Origin of the sequence: Leclercia sp. J807 (assembly GCF_009734465.1) — a bacterium.
Classification (GTDB): Bacteria; Pseudomonadota; Gammaproteobacteria; order Enterobacterales; family Enterobacteriaceae; genus Enterobacter.
In genome coordinates, this window is the sequence record NZ_CP046446.1 from 378,823 (window position 1) to 397,449 (window position 18,627).

Below are 18,627 nucleotides of genomic sequence, written 5' to 3' on the forward strand. Positions count from 1 at the left end.
GCCCGGCGGCGCTGCGCTTGCAAGGGCCTACGGATTTTGTAGGCCGGGTAAGCGTAGCGCCACCCGGCATTTGCACTACAAACTCCCCGCCGGGCGCTGCTTCGCAGCCGACGTCAACGTTCTTCCCGTCTTACGTCCGTCCAGCGTTTCCAGACGCATCTGGAACGGTGGGAACGGCATATCGATACCGTGTTCACGGAAGCCCGCCAGTATCAGCTGGTGGATCTCATGACGCAGCGGCATACGATGGCCCATTTCCGCTGCGTAAATACGCAGTTCGAAAATCTGGATCCCCTGCTGTAAATCCACCAGGAACACTTCCGGCTCCGGGGTGCTGATCACCAGCGAGCAGCGCTCGGCCGCCGTGTAGAGGATCTGCGTTACCTCTTCGCTGTTGGCATCCGACGGTGCCGGCACGGTCAGGACCACACGCGTGACGGAGTCAGAGAGCGACCAGTTAATAAACTGCTCGGTGATAAACGCCTTGTTTGGCACGATGATCTCTTTGCGGTCCCAGTCGCTGATGGTGGTAGCGCGGGTGTTGATTTTGGTGATGCTCCCGGTCAGATCGCGGATCGTCACGGTATCGCCAATACGAATCGGCTTTTCAAACAGGATGATCAGGCCGGAGATAAAGTTGGCGAAGATCTCCTGCAAACCAAACCCGAGCCCCACCCCGAGCGCAGCAACCAGCCACTGCAACTTCGACCACTCAATGCCGATCATCGAGAAGCCCACCAGCCCGCCAAAGAGCATTAGCAGGTATTTGGTGATGGTGGTGATGGCGTATCCGGTTCCTGGGGTCAAATCCAGATGCTGCAACAGGGCCAGCTCCAGCAGCGCCGGGAAGTTCCGGATCAGCTGGGTGGTGATGATGAAGACCAGAATGGCAATCAGGACTGCGCCGAGCGTAATCGGCTCCAGACTCTCCACGCCCTGTACCGTCGAGGTCACATCCCAGAGGGTGATGTTCTCCAGGAAGCCAAACGCCGAATGAATTTCCGACCACAGGAAGATAACGGAGAGCAGGGCGATCAGCATCAGGATGGATCGTACCAGCCGCAGGGACTGGGTACTGATGGCATCCAGATCCAGCTCCGTTTCATCCACTTCCACTACTCCTTCGGTGCTGAGCATATGGGCTGGCTCTTCTTCGCCGCGCGCCCGCTGGGCAAGGATTTCAGCCCGGCGGTTTTTCGCCCGGTCGAAGGCCAGGCGACGGCGCTGGATCAGCATCCAGCGGCGGATCACGTGGTAGACCACCAGCAGCAGGAACCAGATCGCTACCGACGTCTCAAGACGGGCCAGCAGCGCCTGAGCGGTGGCCAGATAGCCGACGGCAGCCGCGAGGATCGCCGCCAGCGGGGCGCCGAGCAGCAGATTCCACAGCATATGGTTGACCATGTTATCGCCGCTACCCTCTTTGTCGAGATAGAGCGGGATCCCGGCTTTCTTCAGGCTCAGTGTCACCACCGCCAGCGCACCGCAAATCAGCATAAAGCAGAGGCGACCCAGCGAGCCGGAAAACTCCCGATCGTTGAGGTTATCAAACATGATCAGCGCCATAATCAGCGGCACGATAAGCCCAATGCTCATCAGGTAGTAGCGCATGGCCCGCGCCACGCGATTACGCGGCCAGCCAAAGTGGGCGACAAACAGCCCGTTCGGGCGCGCGAAGGTGGCGCAGATCATCACCACCCACAGCAGCGGCACGGTAGCCGTCACCCCGAAACCTATCGCCACCGCCAGCGGGTAAGGCCAGGCTTCGCGCAGGCCATAACCCAGGGTCATCCACAGCACCGGCAGCGGTGAGGCAACCAGAATCGACCAGAAAACCGTGCGCAGCGTGAGCCAGAAATGATCCTGCGTCACTTTGCCTACACGGGCGCTGGAGCGGTCAAGGAAGCGGGTGAAATGGCGACGCGAATAAATGCTGAATCCGACCAGGATCAGCGCCCCCAGCAGCGGGAAAATCGTCTCCTTGCTGGTGAGCATCATAATGCTGGCTTTGCCAAGCTGGCTGAAGGTATCCAGCGAAATTAAGCGGCGCAGGTCCTGAACAATATCAATCGGCCAGGAGAAGGAGACAGGGCGCACGTCCGAGGTCCAGAACAGATAGCGGTGGGTCGCCTCGTTGACCTCTTTTAACGCATCTTCCAGCTGGCTGTTCGACACTTTCAGTTTGGTCAGTTCGAGCAGCAGCGTATCGCCGCCCTGCAACAGAGAGTTCAGCAGCTCGCGCTGGGTTCTCAGCTGGGCTTCCAGAATCCGGTTTTGTTCGGCGGTCAGCGGCTTGCCATCCGGCTGGTGGATCTGGCGCAACTGGGGCTGCTTATTCAGTTGATCCTCAAAGCGCAGACGCTGTACGCGCAGCTGTGCCATTTCGGTATCCAGCTGCTGCGGTTTTGGCATCTCGGGCAGACGGGCAACCTGAGCGCGCAGCGCCTCGCCCAGCAGATTCGACGACCCCAGCCACTGGGACTGTTCGCGAAGGGTATTCAGCGCCTGGCGCACCTGCAGGGTCTGACTGGTTGCCTGACGTTGCTGCGAGGCCACCAGATCCATACGCTGCGCCTGTTGGTTAAGCGCGGCCGAAAGCTCCCGGTTGACTTTGAATTGCTCAACGATGCCGGAGGGCAGGTTCTCGCTGTTCTCCGCCAGCATCTCGGTGCTTTCCAGCGCCCGCTCAGCTTCACGCTGGCGCTGGCTGTTCAGCTGATTGCGCAGCGCCTGAAGATAAGCGTCCAGCTGCTCACCCTGCTTTTTCGCCAGCTCAGAGCGCATACGCGCCAGCTCCTGACGGTTGTTAGCCGAGAGTTGCGCCAGCTCCAGTTCATCCACCAGGGCTTTTAATCTGGCTGATTCCGCCTGCATGCCGAGATTCTGTGCCTGGTTAAGGGCGGTATTGCCGGTTTGCGTTCCGGCCCGGCGTTCAACCTCATTGAGCTGGCGGCGGGCGTCGGTTTGCTGCTGTGGCAGCTGGTTCAGCGAGTCGGCGATATCCCGGGCACGCTCCTGCTCCTGCTGCGCCTGGCGGGTTTTTTCCAGTAGCTGGCTGCTGACCTGCAGGATCTCCTGGTTGAGCGCGTCAGAGGTTAAGCCCGCGGGCACCTGACGCGGCTCTTCACGGATATCGCTCAGCTGTGCGCGGAGGGTTTGCGAAAGTTTGGGGAAATTATCGATAACCTGCTGATACTGCGTGGCACGCTCAAGGGAGCCTTTACGCTCCTCAAGGGCGTTCAGCGCAGCCTGGAGCACCTCTACGGCTTCTGGCTGGGCGGGTTTCGCCGCCTTTGCCTGCTCCAGTTCTTGCGTGATTTGTTTGGTATCGGGAGCCGTCGCTGCGTAGGCCCCCATACTGAGGCACCAGGCCATCAGAAAAGTGATAATCAGGCGCACGTCAGTTTACCTTTTGCTTAGCTTACGTCTTTTTTATCGTCGACCAGTGGGCTGGCTTCGTGTTCGGCGGCAATCTCTTCTGCTGGCAGTGGCGCAGGCTCTGCATCCGTGGTGACGAAGGGCTCTGTTGATACCGCCAGCGGCTGGCCGAGCTTGGTCACGGACAGACTTTCAAGCTGCTCTACCAGCTTCACTTTACCCGGCGCAAACAGGTTGATAACGGTGGAGCCGAGCTTGAAGCGGCCCATCTCCTGGCCTTTAAGCAGCGCCACGGAACCTTCGCTTTCGCCCGCAGGCCACGTCCAGCGTTTGATGATCCCTTCACGCGGCGGCGTAATGGTGCCCGCCCAGACCGTTTCGATGCTGCCGACAATGGTCGCACCCACCAGAATCTGCGCCATCGGGCCGAACTCGGTGTCGAACAGGCAGATAACGCGCTCGTTACGGGCAAACAGGTTCGGTACGTTTTGCGCGGTGAGGTGGTTAACCGAGAAGAGATCGCCCGGCACGTAGATCATCTCGCGCAGGATACCGTTGCACGGCATATGCACGCGGTGGTAGTCGCGTGGCGACAGGTAGGTGGTAGCAAACGTACCGTTGCGGAACAGATCCGCCATCAGGTAGTTACCGGCCAGCAGGGCTTCCAGGCTGTAGTTATGGCCTTTAGCCTGCAAAATTTTGTCGTTTTCGATAGCACCCAACTGGCTGATCACGCCGTCGGCAGGCATTACCAGCACGTTTGGGTCAGTGTTCAGAGGGCGTACTTCATCGCGCAGCGGACGCACGAAAAAATCGTTGAAGGTGCGGTAGCTGGCGGTGTCCGGCTTCTGCGCTTCACGCATATCGACCTTGTAATATTTCACGAACAGATCGATTACCAGCTTAGTCAGCCAGCCCGCTCGTTTGCTTGCGCCCCAGCCCGCCAGGCGAGTGAGCCACAGTTTCGGCAGAATGTATTGAAGCGAAAGTTTAAATGAGTTTAACAAGGTAGCCTCCAGGCCATTGTTTTGTCGTTCCTGAGCCGGCTGTTAAACAGCCGGAACCTGAAAAAAGGGGACGATTTTAGCGACGCTTAGCTTAGTTGTCAGTCATCAGATTCAGAAAAGCTTTTACGCGTTTTTACCTGAGCCATGCTTTCGAGAATGCGGTGGTAGTTTTCAAAACGGGTTTCCGCAATTTCACCGTTTTCGACCGCTTCACGAATGGCGCAGCCCGGGTCGTTGTCATGCTTACAGTCGCGATATTTACACGCGCCTAAGTAGTCGTGGAATTCGACAAAACCGTTAAAGATTTGTTCCGGTTCAAGATGCCAAAGACCAAATTCACGCACGCCGGGGGAGTCGATCACATCGCCGCCGTGCGGGAAGTGATAGAGGCGCGAAGCGGTAGTCGTGTGCTGGCCAAGACCGGAGGTGTCGGAGACATCGTTAGTCAGGATCTCTTGCGGCAAGCCAAGCAGATTATTCAGCAGGCTGGATTTGCCCACCCCGGACTGGCCCGCAAAGATGCTGATACGGTCGGTCAACGCCTCTTCAAGCGGCTTCAGGCCATCCTGAGTACGGCTTGAAACCATCAGTACGCGATAGCCAATCTTGCGATAGATATCCATCTGCTCGTTAACAAATGCGGTGCCTTCGGCATCGAGCAGATCAATCTTATTCAGGACGATCAGCGGCTCAACCTGCAGGGTTTCACACGCAACGAGATAACGGTCGATAATGTTCAGCGACAGTTCGGGCAGAATGGCCGAGACAATGACAATCTGATCGATATTGGCGGCAATCGGTTTTACGCCGTCGTAAAAGTCGGGGCGGGTTAATACCGACGAGCGCTCGTGCACGGCTTCGACGATACCTTTCACCGTCACGCCTTCAGCAGCGGCTTTACCGGGGCGCCACACCACGCGGTCACCCGTTACCAGCGAGCGGATGGTGCGACGAATGTTGCAGCGGTGAACGTCGCCGTCGGCAGACTCCACATCAGCATGCATACCGAAGCGGCTAATCACGATGCCTTCCGCGGGCTCGCCAAACAGGTTGTCGTCGTAGTCGACCTTCTCTGAAGTGGTTTTAAGGCGGCGCTGATGGTTGGCTTTAACGCGGCGCTGCTGCCCTTTGGAGAGTTTATTTTTACTCAATCGTGCTGGCTCCTGGTCGCCCATATTGGGCAAAACCTCTATGATACACACTAATTAATAGTAGTTAACCTGCCACGGCCGGTTATGCGAGAAGGGTGGAAAATAACATGAGTGCAGATGAAAACAATCTGATTTGGATCGATCTGGAGATGACCGGGCTCGATCCCGAGCGCGATCGCATTATTGAGATCGCCACGCTGGTCACTGACGCGAACCTGAATATCCTGGCGGAAGGGCCGACCATTGCCGTGCACCAGTCCGACGAACAGCTGGCGCTGATGGATGACTGGAACGTGCGCACCCACACCGGCAGCGGGCTGGTGGATCGCGTGAAAGCCAGCACCCAGGGCGACCGCGAAGCCGAGCTGGCGACAATCGAATTTCTGAAGCAGTGGGTACCGCAGGGAAAATCACCGATTTGTGGCAACAGCATCGGCCAGGATCGCCGCTTCCTGTTTAAGTACATGCCGGAGCTCGAAGCGTATTTCCACTACCGTTATCTGGATGTCAGCACCCTGAAAGAGCTGGCGCGTCGCTGGAAGCCGGAAATTCTCGACGGCTTTAAGAAGCAGGGCACCCACCAGGCCATGGATGACATCCGTGAGTCGGTGGCGGAGCTGGCCTACTACCGCGAACATTTTATTAATTTATAAGCGATCTTTCCGGCAGGCGTGCGCCTGCCGGGGCATAACGCTTTAAATCTGCACAATGTGACGAATATTGCAGCACTTGAACTAAATTTATAAAAAAACGCTTTTTGGGGGGTTGCAGCAGAAAGGATTTCTCGTATAATGCGCCTCCCGTAACGACAGAGAATTCATCGTTACGACAGCACAGATTTTGCGGGAATAGCTCAGTTGGTAGAGCACGACCTTGCCAAGGTCGGGGTCGCGAGTTCGAGTCTCGTTTCCCGCTCCAAATCTGTTCGCTGAGAAGTAAGACCACCAATCGCAGGATTTCAGGTTGCAACAAGGCGGCAACTGAACGAATCCTTAAGAGCTTACTAAAGTAAGTGACTAAGGTGAGTGAAGGCAGCCAACGCAGTGGCGGCTTGAAAGACGAAGATTAAGCGGGAATAGCTCAGTTGGTAGAGCACGACCTTGCCAAGGTCGGGGTCGCGAGTTCGAGTCTCGTTTCCCGCTCCAAAATTTGTTCGCAAAGAAGTAACACCACCCAAGCGGGAATAGCTCAGTTGGTAGAGCACGACCTTGCCAAGGTCGGGGTCGCGAGTTCGAGTCTCGTTTCCCGCTCCAAATTTTTTCTCCTCCTCCAGATATCCACCGCGGAAAGCCCCGCCGGGGACGACTTGTTTCATTTCTGACAAACTCTTCTTAACAGACTTATCCACAGGTTAATCTCTTTTTACCGAATATTCGGAAACTTCGCCTGATGAATAGTAACGTTTTAACACCTTGAAATTTATAAAGAAAATTTCATTTCAAAATGTTAGCTCGATCACTTGACCAATAGCCAGAACCAGTCTCTCTCTGCCTTTTAATTTTTATTCACAGGCTGTGGAAACATCATGCATCTCTCGGAAGCCCCTTTTCGACGACCCTTACCAGCCTGAGTTTCTGCGGAGATTGCACCTCAACCACGCAGGCATTTCGTTTGGCGATTTGCTGCGCAACCGCCCACTCTATGTGTTCATCGAGAAGTGGGTGCTCACCTCGGCGACTTTCCAGCGCCCGGAGATTGGCTTCATCCCAGGGAGCATTTCCCAGCGCAACGGCGATATTACGCAGCCAGCGGATGTGACCAATACGGCGAATCGCCGATCCTTCCGTCACTTTCAGGAACCAGGCTTCGCTCCAGGCAAACAGCTCTGTCAGCGGCGGCGCGTGCAACGCCTTGCGCGGGCTGAAGTCGTCCTCTTCCGTTAGCTGTGAATAACGGTTCCATGGGCAGATCAGCTGACAATCATCGCAGCCGTAAATGCGATTGCCGATTAACGGCCGAAACTCTTCCGGGATCGCCCCTTCCAGTTCAATGGTCAGGTAGGAGATGCAGCGGCGGGCATCGACGGTGTAAGGCTCGACAATGGCGCCGGTAGGGCAGATGGTCATACAGGCCACACAGCGGCCGCAGCCTTCTTCGACCGGCTTATCCACCGGCAACGGAATATCCACCAGCAGTTCCCCCAGGAAGAAGAACGAGCCGGCATCGCGGCTGAGGATAAGTGAGTGCTTACCTGTCCAGCCGAGCCCCGCTTTTTCCGCCAGCGGGCGCTCAAGAACAGGCGCAGAATCGACAAAAGGTCTAAAATTCAGCGTGGCGCACTGCTCCTGAATCCTTTCCCCAAGCTTTTTGAGCCGGTTACGCAACAGTTTATGATAGTCACGCCCCAGGGCATAACGGCTGACATACCCCAGAGAGGGGTTCTTCAGCGTACTGGCAAAAGCGGCTCCGGTGGGAAGGTAGTTCATACGCACGCTGATCACGCGCAGGGTTCCCGGCAACAGTTCATGCGGGCGGGCGCGCATCATGCCGTGACGCGCCATCCACTCCATCTCGCCGTGGTATTGATTATCCAGCCATGCCTGCAGTTTGGGCTCGCTGGCAGAGAGATCGGTATCGGTGATACCCACGTGTTGAAAACCAAGCTCAGCGCCCCACTGTTTAATGTTTTGCGCTAACTGATTGAGATCGAGGGGCTGTGACATGACGGACCATACTGTGAAGAAAAACCCCGCAAGTATACCACACTCTGTCTGGCCTGCGGACGACCTGCGGCGCGCCGAAAAAGAGGCGGCAGACAGTCTGGGCATAACCCTTTATGAACTGATGCGACGTGCGGGTGAGGCAGCGTTCACCATTGCCCGTACCGCTTATCCGCAATCCCGCCACTGGCTCATCCTGTGCGGTCATGGCAATAACGGCGGTGATGGCTATGTCGTCGCCCGACTGGCGCTTGCCGCGGGCATTACCGTCACGCTGCTGGCGACAGAGAGTGACAAACCGCTTCCGGAAGAAGCCACAAACGCGCGGCAAGCCTGGCTGGATGCGGCGGGGATTATCCACGCTGCGGATACCCCCTGGCCGGAAGGCATCGACCTGATTGTTGACGGTCTTCTGGGAACAGGTTTACGCAGCGCGCCTCGCGACGAGGTTGCCGGATTGATCGCCCACGCTAACCAGCATGCGGCCCCCATCGTTGCGCTGGATATTCCCTCCGGGCTGGTTGCTCAGACGGGCACCACGCCAGGCGCGGTCATAAATGCCGACCATACGGTGACGTTTATTGCTCTTAAACCGGGCCTGTTGACAGGTAAAGCGCGCGATGTGGTGGGCTCGCTGCATTATCACGCGCTTGGCCTGGAGGGCTGGCTCGCCGGGCAGGAGACCGCCATCACCCGCTTTGATGCCTCGCATCTGGCGCAGTGGTTGCCGCCACGCCGTTCAACCTCCCATAAGGGCGATCATGGCCGGCTGGTGATTATCGGCGGCGACCATGGCACAGCGGGCGCTATTCGCATGACCGGCGAAGCAGCACTGCGCACGGGGGCTGGGCTGGTGCGCGTCCTCACCCGCCGCGAAAATATTGCCCCGATCGTTACCGCCCGGCCTGAGCTGATGGTGCATGAACTGACGCCGAAGGCGCTGGATGACAGTCTGCAATGGGCCGATGTGGTGGTGATTGGCCCCGGTCTCGGTCAGGAGCCGTGGGGGAAAGAGGCACTACGCAAGGTCGAAAACTTTCGCCATGCGATGCTATGGGACGCTGACGCGCTGAACCTTCTGGCAATCAACCCGGATAAACGTCACAATCGCATCCTGACGCCGCACCCCGGCGAGGCCGCGCGGCTGCTTAACTGTAGCGTTGCAGAAATTGAAAGCGATCGCTTACATTCTGCCCAGCGTCTGGTAAAACGTTACGGTGGTGTTGTCGTCCTGAAAGGCGCCGGTACCGTCGTCGCCAGCGAGAGCGGAGAGACAGGCATCGTGGATGTCGGCAATGCCGGAATGGCGAGCGGCGGCATGGGCGACGTGCTTTCCGGTATGATTGGCGCGTTGCTTGGACAGAAACTGGCGCTTTATGATGCCGCCTGCGCAGGCTGCGTCGCGCATGGTGCAGCAGCCGATCGGCTGGCTGACCACTATGGCACGCGCGGCATGCTGGCAACCGATCTTTTTGACACGCTGAGGCGTGTCGTTAACCCGAAAATAACTGACGTAGAAAATGATTAATCGCGTGATCCCTTTACCCGACGAACAAGCAACTTTAGATCTCGGCCAGCGCGTGGCGCAGGCCTGCGAAGGCGCAACCGTCATCTATCTGTATGGCGACCTTGGCGCGGGTAAGACAACCTTTAGCCGGGGCTTCTTACAGGCGCTGGGGCATCAGGGTAATGTGAAAAGCCCGACCTACACGCTGGTCGAGCCCTACACCCTGGAAAACCTGATGGTCTACCACTTCGATCTCTATCGCCTTGCCGATCCTGAAGAGCTGGAATTTATGGGGATCCGTGACTACTTTGCCAACGATGCCATTTGCCTGGTCGAGTGGCCGCAGCAGGGGACCGGTGTTTTACCTGAACCCGATGTTGAAATTCACCTGGAGTATCAGGCGCAAGGGCGTGAGGCCCGCGTGACTGCTCTCTCCGCATCAGGAAATTCGATACTGGCGCGTTTAGCCGGTTAAGTTAAGAGATAACGGGATGATTAATCGCGTTAAAAGTTGGCTGATAGCTGCAACGGTGCTGTTTTGCGCGCAGGCCGGGGCGGCAACGTTGTCCGATATTCAGGTTTCCAACGGAGACACTCAGGCCCGGATCACCTTCAGCTTTATGGGCGATCCTGAGTATGCGTTTTCCCAGGACGATAAGCGCAGCGTCGCGCTGGATATTAAACAGACCGGCGTTATCAAGGGGCTGCCTTTACAGTTCAGTGGCAACAACCTGGTGCGCAGCATTCGTTCCGGTACGCCAAAAGACGCGCAGTCCCTGCGTCTGGTGGTTGATTTAACGCAAAACGGCAAGACCCGGGCGGTAAAGCAACAAAACGGCGCGAGCTATATGGTGGTCTTTACCATCAACGCCGATGCACCACCGCCACCTCCGCCGCCACCGGTCGTGGTGAAGCGGGTGGAAGAGCCTGTCGTTGCGCCGCGCCCTTCGGAGCCCGCACGAAATCCGTTTAAATCCGGCAGCGATCGTATTACCAGCGTCACCAGCAGCAACACGGTGACCCGTCCCGCGATGCAGGCGCGCCCGGCAAGCGGCGATAAAGTTATTATCGCCATCGATGCTGGACACGGTGGTGATGACCCTGGCGCCATCGGGCCGGGTGGGACGCGTGAGAAAAACGTGACCATCGCCATTGCGCGTAAGCTGCGGACGCTGCTGAACGACGATCCGATGTTTAAAGGCGTCTTAACCCGTGACGGTGACTATTTTATCTCGGTCATGGGCCGTTCTGACGTGGCGCGTCAGCAGAATGCCAATTTCCTGGTCTCTGTGCATGCCGATGCGGCTCCAAATCGCAACGCGACGGGGGCATCCGTATGGGTACTTTCCAACCGTCGCGCGAACAGCGAAATGGCAAACTGGCTTGAGGAACATGAAAAGCAATCCGAGCTGTTAGGCGGGGCGGGCGACGTGCTGGCAAACAGCCAGTCGGATCCCTACCTGAGCCAGGCGGTACTGGATTTACAGTTCGGCCATTCCCAGCGTGTCGGGTATGATGTAGCGACTAACGTCCTGAATCAGCTGCAAAGTGTCGGTTCCCTGCATAAACGCCGCCCGGAACATGCCAGCCTCGGCGTGCTGCGTTCGCCTGATATTCCGTCCATTCTTGTGGAGACGGGCTTCATCAGCAATAACGGTGAAGAGCGCCTGCTGGCCAGCGACAGCTACCAGCAGCAGATTGCCGAAGCGATTTATAAAGGCCTGCGTAAGTACTTTGATGCGCATCCGCTCCAGTCTGCCCCACAGGGTGGCGCGGGGCAGACCGCCAGCGCCATTTTACCGGGCGAGTCAACCTCGACCAATTAAGGAGCTATCATGCCGATTCAGGTTCTGCCGCCGCAGCTTGCGAACCAAATCGCCGCCGGTGAGGTGGTAGAACGACCTGCGTCGGTAGTGAAAGAGCTGGTGGAAAACAGCCTCGATGCGGGCGCCACCCGCATCGATATCGATATTGAACGCGGCGGAGCGAAGCTCATTCGGATCCGTGATAACGGCTGCGGCATCAAAAAAGAGGAGCTGGCGCTGGCGCTGGCTCGTCACGCAACCAGCAAAATCGCCTCCCTCGACGATCTCGAAGCCATTATCAGCCTCGGTTTCCGCGGCGAAGCGCTGGCCAGTATCAGCTCCGTCTCCCGCTTAACGCTCACCTCCCGCACGGCGGAACAGCCGGAAGCCTGGCAGGCATATGCCGAAGGCCGGGATATGGACGTGACGGTCAAACCTGCCGCGCATCCGGTGGGAACGACGCTGGAGGTACTGGATCTCTTCTACAACACCCCCGCGCGGCGCAAGTTTATGCGCACCGAGAAAACCGAATTCGGTCATATCGACGAGATTATTCGCCGCATCGCGCTGGCGCGCTTCGATGTCACCATCAATCTGAGCCATAACGGTAAGATGATGCGCCAGTACCGCGCCGTGGCGCAGGGCGGGCAGAAAGAGCGCCGGCTGGGTGCCATCTGCGGCACGCCGTTTCTTGAAAAGGCGCTGGCCATTGAGTGGCAGCATGGCGATCTGACTCTGCGCGGCTGGGTGGCCGATCCGAAAGCGAGCAGTGCGGCTTTTGCCGAGATCCAGTATTGCTACGTGAACGGACGCATGATGCGTGACCGTCTCATCAACCATGCGATCCGCCAGGCGTGTGAAGATAAACTCGGCGCCGGCGAACAACCTGCATTTGTGCTCTATCTGGAGATCGACCCGCATCAGGTGGATGTCAATGTCCATCCGGCGAAGCATGAGGTGCGTTTTCACCAGTCCCGGCTGGTGCATGACTTCATCTACCAGGGGGTGCTGAGCGTATTGCAGCAGCAGGCCGAGCCAAACCTGCCGCTGAGTAACGTGGAGCCTGCGCCGCGTCCCATCCCGGAAAACCGTATTGCGGCGGGCAAAAACCAGTTTGCTGAACCCGCTGTCGCGCGGGAACCTGCCGCACCGCGTTTCTCATCTGGCGGCTCAGCTCCCCGGACGTCCGGGGCGAATTATCCACATGCCCAGCCAGGCTACCAGAAGCAGGCGGGCGCGGTGTATCGCACCTTGCTGGACACCCCGGCTCCGGCACAAAAAACGGCTGAGGCCGCTCCCGCAGCCCCCACCCTGATGGGCCATAACCAGAGTTTTGGTCGGGTACTGACCATCATAGCACCCGATGCCGCGCTGCTTGAGCAGGACGGTCATCTGGCGCTGTTATCCCTGCCGGTCGCCGAACGCTGGCTGAAACAGGCGCAGCTGGCACCCGGTCCTCATCAGGCCTGCGCCCAGCCGCTGTTGATCCCGGTGCGGATAAAAATCTCGCCGCAAGAGACGCAGGTGGTGCAGCGTCATCAGGCTGCCCTTGCTGAAATGGGGATCGAAATGGTGCTGGAATCGCATCATGTGACGCTTCGGGCCGTGCCTTTACCCTTACGCCAACAAAATTTACAAAACTTGATTCCTGAACTGATAGGCTACCTGGCGCAGCAGACAACGTTTGATGCCGCCAATACTGCACAGTGGATCGCCCGCCAGCTGGCCAGCGATCACCCGACGTGGAGTATGGCGCAGGCTATCACCGTGCTGGCGGAGGTCGAGCGCCTCTGCCCGCAGCTGGTGAAAGCGCCGCCGGGTGGTTTATTACAACCTGTTGATCTACAAACGGCTAAGGCCGCCCTGAAAAATGAGTGATGTAAGCCATACCCGCCTGCCTAAGGCGATATTTTTGATGGGGCCAACGGCCTCGGGTAAAACCGCGTTAGCCATTGAGTTACGTAAAGTTTTGCCAGTAGAGTTGATTAGCGTTGATTCCGCCCTTATTTATCAGGGGATGGATATTGGTACGGCAAAGCCTAACGCAGACGAGTTACGCGCGGCGCCGCACCGATTGCTGGATATCCTTGACCCGGCGCAGGCCTATTCGGCGGCTGATTTTCGTCGCGATGCGCTGGCGCATATGGCTGAGATCACAGCAGCAGGACGTATCCCGCTGCTGGTGGGCGGAACAATGCTCTATTTCAAAGCGTTACTGGAAGGGTTGTCGCCGTTACCTTCGGCAGATCCGGCCATTAGAGCAAAAATTGAGCATCAGGCAGCAGAGCAGGGATGGGGTGTACTGCATGCGCAGCTGGCAGAAATTGATCCGGTTGCGGCAGCACGTATTCATCCAAATGATCCGCAAAGGCTTTCCCGGGCACTGGAAGTTTTTTTCATTTCGGGTAAAACTTTAACGGAACTGACGCAAACGTCAGGAGAGGCTCTGCCGTATCAGGTGCATCAGTTCGCCATCGCCCCGGCGAGCCGTGAACTGCTCCATCAGCGAATTGAGCAGCGTTTTCATCAGATGTTAGCTTCAGATTTTGAAGCAGAAGTGCGGGCGCTATTTGCCCGTGGAGATTTGCATACGGATATGCCTTCCATTCGTTGTGTGGGTTATCGCCAGATGTGGTCATACATTGAAGGTGAGATTTCGCATGATGAAATGGTTTATCGAGGTATTTGCGCCACGAGACAGTTAGCGAAGCGCCAGATTACCTGGTTGCGCGGTTGGGAGGGAGTTCACTGGTTAGACAGTGAAAAACCGCAACAGGCGTTACACGATGTATTACAGGTTGTTGGTGATATCGCAGACTGAATGTGTACAATTAAGCCGTATCGTGCGCAATTTTTCAGAATCGCAAGGTTCTAAGTACAAAACAAGCATATAAGGAAAAGATAGAATGGCTAAGGGGCAATCTTTACAAGATCCGTTCTTGAACGCACTGCGTCGGGAACGTGTTCCAGTTTCTATTTATTTGGTGAATGGTATTAAGCTGCAAGGTCAGATTGAGTCTTTCGATCAGTTCGTGATCCTGTTGAAAAACACGGTCAGCCAGATGGTTTATAAGCACGCGATTTCTACTGTTGTTCCGTCTCGCCCGGTATCTCATCACAGCAATAACGCTGGCGGCGGTTCCAGTAACTACCATCATGGCAGCAACGCGCAGGGTTCTTCTGCGCCTGCGCAGGACAGCGAAGAGACCGAATAAGGTTACTGGCTGTTATTTCCATATCGGGGAGCCAGGTTTTCTGCGTTCCCCGCTGATCTTTTTTGAGAGGTTTACGCTTGTTTGACCGTTACGATGCCGGTGAGCAGGCGGTGCTGGTACACATCTATTTTTCGCAAGACAAAGATATGGAAGATCTCCAGGAGTTTGAATCTCTGGTCTCTTCCGCCGGTGTCGAAGCAATGCAGGTGATTACCGGTAGCCGTAAAGCGCCGCACCCAAAGTTTTTTGTTGGTGAAGGTAAAGCAGTAGAGATTGCGGATGCCGTTAAAGCGACTGGCGCATCGGTCGTGCTGTTTGATCACGCCCTGACACCGGCCCAGGAACGCAACCTGGAACGTCTGTGCGAATGTCGTGTTATCGATCGGACGGGTTTGATTTTAGACATTTTTGCCCAACGTGCACGTACCCATGAAGGGAAATTGCAGGTTGAGCTGGCGCAGTTGCGCCATCTGGCGACGCGCCTGGTGCGTGGCTGGACACACCTTGAACGACAAAAGGGCGGGATTGGTTTGCGCGGCCCGGGTGAAACCCAGCTCGAAACCGACCGTCGCTTGCTGCGTGGCCGTATTACCCAGATCCTCTCACGGCTGGAAAAAGTTGAGAAGCAACGTGAGCAGGGGCGCCGCTCCCGACAGAAAGCAGACATCCCGACGGTGTCGCTGGTCGGTTATACCAACGCCGGTAAATCCACCCTGTTTAACCAGATTACTGAGGCCCAGGTTTACGCTGCAGACCAGCTGTTTGCGACCCTGGATCCGACGCTGCGCCGCATTGATGTGACGGACGTCGGTGAAACCGTGCTGGCGGATACCGTTGGGTTTATCCGTCATCTGCCGCACGATCTGGTGGCCGCGTTTAAAGCCACCCTGCAGGAGACCCGTCAGGCGACGTTGCTGTTGCACGTTATCGATGCTGCGGATGTACGCGTACAGGAAAATATTGATGCAGTGAATATCGTGCTGGAAGAGATTGATGCCCACGAGATCCCGACGCTGCTGGTGATGAACAAGATCGATATGCTGGACAATTTCGAACCGCGTATCGACAGGGATGAAGAGAACATACCGATTCGGGTCTGGCTTTCTGCGCAGACCGGTGTCGGTGTACCACTGCTTTTCCAGGCTTTAACAGAACGTCTTTCCGGTGAAGTGGCTCAGCACACGCTGCGTCTGCCACCCGAGGAAGGCCGACTGCGCAGCCGTTTTTATCAGCTTCAGGCGATAGAAAAAGAGTGGATGGAGGATGACGGCAGCGTGGGGTTGCAGGTGCGTATGCCAATCGTCGACTGGCGTCGCCTCTGTAAACAAGAACCTGCGCTGGTCGACTACGTCGTCTGACCGGAAAGGAGATGCCTGAAGGATTTTGCCCTTTGGGATACCCGAACCGCTGCGAATGCTCCGGCATGCCAGGCGTTTGAGGGTATATCACCGCATAACAAATATGGAGCACATACATGGCGTGGAATCAGCCCGGTAATAACGGACAAGACCGCGACCCGTGGGGGAGCAGCAATAATCAAGGCGGCAACTCCGGGGGAAATGGCAACAAAGGTGGTCGCGAGCAGGGGCCACCCGATCTGGATGATATCTTCCGCAAGCTGAGCAAAAAGCTGGGCGGACTCGGCGGTGGTAAAGGCACTGGCGGCGGTACTGGCCAGGGGCCGCGTCCTCATATGGGCGGTCGTGTGGTGGGCATTGTTGCCGCAGCGGCGGTGATTATCTGGGCTGCCAGCGGGTTCTACACAATCAAAGAAGCAGAGCGCGGTGTTGTCACCCGTTTCGGCAAATTCAGCCATCTGGTTGAGCCGGGCCTGAACTGGAAGCCGACCTTTATCGATGACGTCACGGCGGTGAACGTTGAATCGGTACGCGAACTGGCGGCATCCGGCGTGATGCTGACGTCAGACGAAAACGTGGTGCGCGTTGAGATGAACGTGCAGTATCGCGTGACCGATCCTGAACGTTACCTCTTTAGCGTGACCAGCGCCGATGACAGCCTGCGTCAGGCGACCGACAGCGCCCTGCGTGGCGTGATCGGTAAATACACCATGGACCGCATTCTGACCGAAGGTCGTACCGTTATTCGTAGCGATACCCAGCGTGAGCTGGAAGAGACCATTCGTCCGTATAACATGGGTATCACCCTGCTGGACGTCAACTTCCAGGCTGCTCGTCCGCCGGAAGAGGTCAAAGCGGCGTTTGACGATGCGATTGCTGCCCGTGAAAACGAACAGCAGTACATCCGTGAGGCAGAAGCCTACACCAACGAAGTTCAGCCGCGTGCGAACGGTCAGGCACAGCGTATTCTGGAAGAGGCGCGAGCCTATAAGACCCAGACCGTGCTGGAAGCCCAGGGTGAGGTGGCTCGCTTTGCGAAAATCCTGCCGGAATATAAAGCTGCGCCGGAAATTACCCGTGAACGTCTCTATATCGAAACCATGGAGAAAGTGCTGAGCCACACCCGTAAGGTATTGGTCAATGACAGCAAAGGTGGCAACCTGATGGTTCTGCCGCTGGATCAGATGCTGAAAGGCACCAGTGCTGCGGGCGCAAAGAACGACAGCGGGGCGAATAACCTGCTGCGTCTGCCACCTGCGTCTACCGGTAACGCCAGCGCAAACACCCGCTCTTCTTCAAGCGATGGTGACATCATGGACCAACGCCGCGCCAACGCGCAGCGTAACGACTACCAGCGTCAGGGGGAATAACGATGCGTAAGTCAGTAATTGCGATCATTATTATCGTGCTGGTTGTGCTTTACACCTCAATTTTTGTGGTTAAAGAGGGCGAGCGTGGGATTAAATTCCAGTTCAGCAGCGTCGTGCGTGACAGCGACAAGCGTCCGGTCATTTATGAGCCGGGCCTGCACTTCAAAGTGCCGTTTATTCAGTCAGTGAAAACGCTTGATGCGCGTATCCAGACGATGGATAACCAGGCCGACCGTTTCGTGACCAAAGAGAAAAAAGACCTGATCGTTGACTCCTATATCAAGTGGCGTATCAGCGACTTCAGCCGTTACTTCCTGGCAACCGGCGGCGGCGACGTCTCTCAGGCCGAAGTGCTGCTGAAACGTAAGTTCTCTGACCGTCTGCGTTCTGAAATTGGTCGTCTGGATGTACGCGACATCGTAACCGACTCCCGCGGTCGTCTGACCTCCGAAGTACGCGATGCGCTGAACTCCGGTTCCGCCGGCACGGAAGATGAAGTGACAACCCCGGCGGCTGACGATGCCATCGCCAAAGCGGCTGAACGCGTTCAGGCTGAAACCAACGGTAAAGTGGCGGTTATCAACCCGAACAGTATGGCGGCATTGGGTATCGAAGTGGTTGACGTGCGTATCAAGCAGATCAACCTGCCGACAGAAGTCTCTGAGGCGATCTACAACCGTATGCGTGCCGAGCGTGAAGCGGTAGCCCGTCGTCATCGTTCACAGGGTCAGGAAGAGGCTGAAAAGCTGCGTGCAACCGCAGACTATGAAGTGACCAAAACCCTGGCAGAAGCGGAGCGTCAGGGCCGTATCCTGCGCGGTGAAGGCGATGCCGAAGCGGCGAAGCTGTTTGCGGATGCCTTCAGCCAGGATCCAGACTTCTATGCCTTTATCCGTAGCCTGCGTGCCTATGAGAGCAGCTTCCAGAGCAATCAGGACGTTATGGTTCTCAGCCCGGACAGCGATTTCTTCCGCTATATGAAGTCACCGGAAGCCAGTCGCTGATTTCACGGCTTCAAAAAGCGAATGGCGTCCCTCAGGGGCGCCATTTTTTTTGCTCGTTAAAGCCGATTTACTGGAGATGAACGAAAAGCGCCAATCCCTTCGGTATAGCGGTAAATGAAATTGCCGCACCGCTTGTGATGAGAATAGGCCCATCACACAAGATATTGAGGTA

14 protein-coding genes and 3 tRNA genes are annotated in these 18,627 nt (G+C 56.8%); 13 read left to right on the forward strand and 4 right to left on the reverse strand.

The features are described 5' to 3' along the window. Nucleotides 1–75: 75 nt before the first annotated feature. From mscM to rsgA, 3 genes are all read right to left on the reverse strand, one after another. Nucleotides 76–3,399 carry a miniconductance mechanosensitive channel MscM gene (gene mscM, locus GNG26_RS01765; RefSeq protein WP_156237579.1) on the reverse strand — a complete coding sequence of 1,108 codons (3,324 nt, stop codon included), beginning with the start codon at nt 3,397–3,399 and terminating at the stop codon, nt 76–78. A gap of 17 nt (nt 3,400–3,416) precedes the next feature. Next, nucleotides 3,417–4,385 carry an archaetidylserine decarboxylase gene (gene asd, locus GNG26_RS01770; RefSeq protein ID WP_114388111.1) on the reverse strand — a complete coding sequence of 323 codons (969 nt, stop codon included), beginning with the start codon at nt 4,383–4,385 and terminating at the stop codon, nt 3,417–3,419. Nucleotides 4,386–4,483: 98 nt separating this feature from the next. After that, entirely contained in the window at nt 4,484–5,536 is a 1,053-nt protein-coding gene (gene rsgA / locus GNG26_RS01775) for a small ribosomal subunit biogenesis GTPase RsgA (RefSeq protein WP_168191995.1), read from the reverse strand. A gap of 107 nt (nt 5,537–5,643) precedes the next feature. Here rsgA and orn point away from each other — a divergent pair, with 107 nt between their 5' ends. From orn to GNG26_RS01795, 4 genes are all read left to right on the forward strand, one after another. Beyond that, nucleotides 5,644–6,189 (forward strand): oligoribonuclease, encoded by a 546-nt coding sequence (gene orn / locus GNG26_RS01780; protein WP_039028434.1) that lies wholly within the window; start codon nt 5,644–5,646, stop codon nt 6,187–6,189. A gap of 189 nt (nt 6,190–6,378) precedes the next feature. Continuing rightward, a tRNA-Gly gene (locus GNG26_RS01785) sits at nt 6,379–6,454 on the forward strand. Between the two features lie 151 nt (nt 6,455–6,605). Next, nucleotides 6,606–6,681: transfer RNA gene (locus tag GNG26_RS01790), tRNA-Gly, on the forward strand. Between the two features lie 32 nt (nt 6,682–6,713). Then, nucleotides 6,714–6,789: transfer RNA gene (locus tag GNG26_RS01795), tRNA-Gly, on the forward strand. A gap of 270 nt (nt 6,790–7,059) precedes the next feature. Here the strand turns inward: GNG26_RS01795 and queG are convergent. Further along, a complete protein-coding gene (gene queG / locus GNG26_RS01800) occupies nt 7,060–8,199 on the reverse strand; it encodes a tRNA epoxyqueuosine(34) reductase QueG (protein WP_156237580.1) in 1,140 nt (379 codons plus the stop codon). Here queG and nnr point away from each other — a divergent pair. The 9 genes from nnr to hflC all read left to right on the forward strand — a co-directional run bounded on the left by nnr (nt 8,198) and on the right by hflC (nt 18,455). Beyond that, nucleotides 8,198–9,724, forward strand: a complete 1,527-nt coding sequence (gene nnr, locus GNG26_RS01805; protein WP_156237581.1) for a bifunctional ADP-dependent NAD(P)H-hydrate dehydratase/NAD(P)H-hydrate epimerase — start codon at nt 8,198–8,200, stop codon at nt 9,722–9,724. The two genes, queG and nnr, sit on opposite strands and share 2 nt — an antisense overlap. Continuing rightward, nucleotides 9,717–10,178 (forward strand): tRNA (adenosine(37)-N6)-threonylcarbamoyltransferase complex ATPase subunit type 1 TsaE, encoded by a 462-nt coding sequence (tsaE, locus tag GNG26_RS01810; protein ID WP_103177963.1) that lies wholly within the window; start codon nt 9,717–9,719, stop codon nt 10,176–10,178. Before nnr ends, tsaE begins: the two co-directional genes overlap by 8 nt. A 16-nt stretch (nt 10,179–10,194) precedes the next feature. Then, nucleotides 10,195–11,529, forward strand: coding sequence for an N-acetylmuramoyl-L-alanine amidase AmiB (amiB, locus tag GNG26_RS01815; RefSeq protein ID WP_156237583.1), 1,335 nt, complete (start codon nt 10,195–10,197; stop codon nt 11,527–11,529). A 9-nt stretch (nt 11,530–11,538) separates the two neighbouring features. Beyond that, nucleotides 11,539–13,386, forward strand: coding sequence for a DNA mismatch repair endonuclease MutL (gene mutL / locus GNG26_RS01820; RefSeq protein WP_156237585.1), 1,848 nt, complete (start codon nt 11,539–11,541; stop codon nt 13,384–13,386). Further along, a complete protein-coding gene (miaA, locus tag GNG26_RS01825; protein WP_156237587.1) occupies nt 13,379–14,329 on the forward strand; it encodes a tRNA (adenosine(37)-N6)-dimethylallyltransferase MiaA in 951 nt (316 codons plus the stop codon). Before mutL ends, miaA begins: the two co-directional genes overlap by 8 nt. Nucleotides 14,330–14,414: 85 nt before the next feature. After that, nucleotides 14,415–14,723 carry an RNA chaperone Hfq gene (hfq, locus tag GNG26_RS01830; protein WP_032616179.1) on the forward strand — a complete coding sequence of 103 codons (309 nt, stop codon included), beginning with the start codon at nt 14,415–14,417 and terminating at the stop codon, nt 14,721–14,723. A gap of 77 nt (nt 14,724–14,800) precedes the next feature. Next, a complete protein-coding gene (gene hflX / locus GNG26_RS01835) occupies nt 14,801–16,081 on the forward strand; it encodes a ribosome rescue GTPase HflX (protein WP_103177967.1) in 1,281 nt (426 codons plus the stop codon). Between the two features lie 116 nt (nt 16,082–16,197). Further along, nucleotides 16,198–17,451: an FtsH protease activity modulator HflK gene (gene hflK / locus GNG26_RS01840; RefSeq protein ID WP_103822995.1), complete on the forward strand. Its 1,254-nt coding sequence runs from the start codon at nt 16,198–16,200 to the stop codon at nt 17,449–17,451. Between the two features lie 2 nt (nt 17,452–17,453). Next, nucleotides 17,454–18,455: a protease modulator HflC gene (gene hflC, locus GNG26_RS01845; protein WP_103822996.1), complete on the forward strand. Its 1,002-nt coding sequence runs from the start codon at nt 17,454–17,456 to the stop codon at nt 18,453–18,455. Nucleotides 18,456–18,627 lie beyond the last annotated feature (172 nt).

Excerpts from the sequence above, each read along its gene's own strand:
- mutL (WP_156237585.1), top strand. The coding sequence starts at position 11,539 with ATGCCGATTCAGGTTCTGCCGCCGCAGCTTGCGAACCAAATCGCCGCC.
- amiB (WP_156237583.1), top strand. The coding sequence starts at position 10,195 with ATGATTAATCGCGTTAAAAGTTGGCTGATAGCTGCAACGGTGCTGTTT.
- hflC (WP_103822996.1), top strand. The coding sequence starts at position 17,454 with ATGCGTAAGTCAGTAATTGCGATCATTATTATCGTGCTGGTTGTGCTT.
- tsaE (WP_103177963.1), top strand. The coding sequence starts at position 9,717 with ATGATTAATCGCGTGATCCCTTTACCCGACGAACAAGCAACTTTAGAT.
- miaA (WP_156237587.1), top strand. The coding sequence starts at position 13,379 with ATGAGTGATGTAAGCCATACCCGCCTGCCTAAGGCGATATTTTTGATG.
- queG (WP_156237580.1), bottom strand. The coding sequence starts at position 8,199 with ATGTCACAGCCCCTCGATCTCAATCAGTTAGCGCAAAACATTAAACAG.
- hflK (WP_103822995.1), top strand. The coding sequence starts at position 16,198 with ATGGCGTGGAATCAGCCCGGTAATAACGGACAAGACCGCGACCCGTGG.
- nnr (WP_156237581.1), top strand. The coding sequence starts at position 8,198 with ATGACGGACCATACTGTGAAGAAAAACCCCGCAAGTATACCACACTCT.
- hfq (WP_032616179.1), top strand. The coding sequence starts at position 14,415 with ATGGCTAAGGGGCAATCTTTACAAGATCCGTTCTTGAACGCACTGCGT.
- orn (WP_039028434.1), top strand. The coding sequence starts at position 5,644 with ATGAGTGCAGATGAAAACAATCTGATTTGGATCGATCTGGAGATGACC.